This is a genomic window from Nocardiopsis sp. TNDT3 (assembly GCF_003427465.1).
GTDB lineage: Bacteria > Actinomycetota > Actinomycetes > Streptosporangiales > Streptosporangiaceae > Nocardiopsis > Nocardiopsis dassonvillei.
In genome coordinates this window covers 1-1,468 of record NZ_QPFC01001076.1, presented here as the reverse complement: position 1 = coordinate 1,468, position 1,468 = coordinate 1, and the positions used below count along the sequence as shown (strand labels likewise).

The window sequence follows — 1,468 nt, the reverse complement described above, 5'->3', positions numbered from 1 at the left end:
CCACGACCCGCGCCACCCTCTTCGGGGACACCCCGGTGCGCTTCCCGCTGACCCCCGTGGTGACGAGGAACATCGGGTGAGCACCGGGTGGCGGTCCGGTATCGGACGGCGTGGGCTTCTTGAAAACTCGTCCCGGTACGCCCATTCTTGGATCCGGAAAGTGCAAAACCGGCAACAGGCCGTACGCCGCAGGGGTCCCCCACCCCCGGTCGGCTCACTCGCAGAAAGGTGAGATCCCCCCGTGCGGAGCCGCTTGAGAACGTGTGCGGGAACCACGGCCGCCTTCGCCGTCGCCTTCACCGCCTTCGGGACCACCCCGGCCTGGGCGGAGCCGGTGGTCGAGGACCGTCCCCCCATCAGCGAACAGCTCTCCTCCGAGGCCTCCGGCGCCACCGGCCCCCGGCAGGAGACGTCCGAGCAGTCCCCCGAGGTCTCCGACTCCCAGCTGCGGCGCGACGCCTACGTCGCCCCCTTCCGCGAGGCCCGTAGCACCGAGTACTTCGCGGTCGCCCCCCGCGCCCTGCCGCGCGAGGCCGTCGAGGCGGTCCGCGGGATCGAGGGCGTCGAGAGCGTCCTGGCCGTGGACGCCGCCCGTGTCGAGATCGATGGCGAACCCACCTCGGTGCTCGGCGTCAACCCCTCCAGCTTCCGCAACCACGCCCCCGAGCCCTCGGCCGGGTCCGACGAGATCTGGCAGGGCGTCGCCGAGGGCCACGTCGCCCTGTCCAAGGACGTCGGCACCGAGCGCGGACTGGAGGTCGGCCGCGAGGTCACCGTCGCGGGCGGGCGCGGAGAGGTCCCCCTGGAGGTGTGGACGCACGCCACCTCCGGCATCGCCGGGATCGACGCGCTGGTCTCCCGCGAGCGCGCCGCCGAGCTGGGCATGCCCAGGGGCAACGCCCTGGTGGTCTCGGCGCCCGAGGCCGACCTGGCCGAGCTGCACGAGGCCCTGGCCGAGGCCCTCGGCGAGGACGTCTCCCTCCAGCTCGTCGCCGACTCGCCCGAACCGCTCGTCGAGGGCGAGGCCGTGGCCCCCTCGGTCATCGAGCAGGTCATCGACCACGCCGAGAGCCAGCTGGGCGTCCCCTACGTCTGGGGCGGCGAGACCCCGGAGGGCGGTTTCGACTGCTCGGGCCTGCTCCAGTGGGCCTTCGCCCAGGCGGGCGTGTCCATCCCGCGGGTCACCCACGACCAGTGGAACGCCGGACAGCGCGTGGAGTTCGACGACCTCCAGCGCGGCGACCTGCTGTTCTGGCGCACGGACCCCACCGCGCCCGACTACATCTCGCACGTGGCCATCTACCTGGGCGAGGGCATGATGCTGGAGGCGCCGCGCACCGGACTGGACGTGCGCGTCACCCCGGTACGCACCGCCAACTACGCCGGAGCCGTGCGCGTCAACACCTGACGCCGCGCGGCCCGAGCGCACACACGGAGCGGGCCTTGGCACCACCGCGCCGGTGGTGCC

The 1,468-nt window shown here is 73.2% G+C and carries 1 protein-coding gene; it reads left to right on the top strand.

Annotated elements, in window-relative coordinates:
- Window positions 1-241: 241 nt before the first annotated feature.
- Window positions 242-1,408 (top strand): C40 family peptidase, encoded by a 1,167-nt coding sequence (locus tag DQW06_RS24010; RefSeq protein ID WP_198048833.1) that lies wholly within the window; start codon window positions 242-244, stop codon window positions 1,406-1,408.
- Window positions 1,409-1,468: the final 60 nt, after the last annotated feature.